This is a genomic window from Actinoplanes sp. NPDC048796, assembly GCF_040650035.1.
GTDB lineage: Bacteria > Actinomycetota > Actinomycetes > Mycobacteriales > Micromonosporaceae > Actinoplanes.
Window position 1 is genome coordinate 1 of sequence record NZ_JBEZGO010000039.1, and the last position, 1,318, is coordinate 1,318.

The following is a 1,318-nucleotide window of genomic DNA, read 5'->3' on the forward strand; positions in this document are numbered from 1 at the left end:
TGGGCCTGACCCGATTCGACGGACAGGGTTGATGTGTTGATCCTTTCAGGCTGCTTTGAGGGACGGTAACAGCGGGGCGATGGTTGCGGTCTCGTAGGCGGCTGGGCTGAGATAGCCGAGGCTAGAGTGCCGGCGTCGGGTGTTGTACCAGCCCTCGATGTACTCGAATATCGCCTGTCGGGCCGCGGTGCGGGTGGGCCAGGCCTGCCGGTGGATGAGTTCCGTTTTGATGGTCGCGAAGAACGACTCGGCGACCGCGTTGTCCCAGCACTGGCCGCGCCGGCCGACCGACAGCCGCACCCCGTTCTCGCTGGCGAGGCGGGCGTGTTGGGCACTGGTGTATTGACAGCCGCGATCGGAATGAAAAACGAGCCCGTCGGCGGGCCGGCGGCGGCGCAGCGCGTCGGTCAGGGCGGCATCGACCAGGTCGGTCTTGAGATTGTCGGCCACGGCCCAGCCCACGATCCGGCGCGTGGCCAGGTCGATGACGGTGGCCAGATACAGCCAGCCTTCCCATGTGTTGATGTAGGTGATGTCGCCGCACCAGCGGGTGTTGATGGCTGCCGGGTCGACGGTGAAGTCCCGCCGGATCAGGTCCGGCCGCTTCGCCGCGTCCGGATCCGGGATCGTGGTGAACTGCCAGCGGCGCGGGCTCTTGCCGGCGATCCCGGCCGCGCGCATCCGCCGGGCGATGCGTTTACGCCCGTGTCGTAGGCCGGCGTCGGCGAGCTCGGCGTGGATTCGCGGCGCCCCGTAGGTCCCCTTCGACACCGCATGGATCTCGACGATTCTGGCGGTGAGCTGTTCGTCGGCACGCTTACGCGCGCTCTGCCGGTTGCGGGTGTAGTAGGCGGACCGGGAGACCTGAAGCAGCTCACACGCACGTTTGACGCTGTGTTTGCCGGCCTGCTCCGCCTCGATGAACGGATACACGTTCACCGGATCTCCCTGGCGAAGAAAGCCGTGGCCCGCTTCAAGATGTCGTTGTCCTGCTGCAGCCGCCGGTTCTCCTGCCGCAGCCGGGTCAGCTCGGCCCGCTCGTCCGAGGTCAGCCCGTCGCTACGGCTACCGGCGTCGAGCTCGGCCTGCTTGACCCACGCCCGGACCGCGGTCTCGGTCAGGTCGAAATCCCGCGCTACCTGCCCAACCGTGCGGTCACCACGCTGACACAACTCGACGATCTCGGCCTTGAACTCAGGCGTAAACGCCCGCCGCGGCCTCGATCGCTTCTTTCCCACGCTCTCCATGATGCTGGACATCCTCCCGGAGCCCTACCGGCTCCTGATCTCGGATGTCCGTCAAAACGGGGCAGGCCCAG

Annotated in this window: 2 protein-coding genes; both read right to left on the reverse strand. The window is 67.0% G+C overall.

Annotated elements, in window-relative coordinates:
- Positions 1-45 precede the first annotated feature (45 nt).
- On the reverse strand, positions 46-939 hold the full coding sequence (locus tag AB0C26_RS46410; RefSeq protein ID WP_360261778.1) for an IS3 family transposase: 894 nt from the start codon (positions 937-939) through the stop codon (positions 46-48).
- Complete coding sequence (locus AB0C26_RS46415; RefSeq protein WP_360261780.1) at positions 936-1,238, reverse strand: transposase; 303 nt, start codon at positions 1,236-1,238, stop codon at positions 936-938. The genes AB0C26_RS46410 and AB0C26_RS46415 overlap by 4 nt, the downstream gene beginning before the upstream one ends.
- Positions 1,239-1,318: the final 80 nt, after the last annotated feature.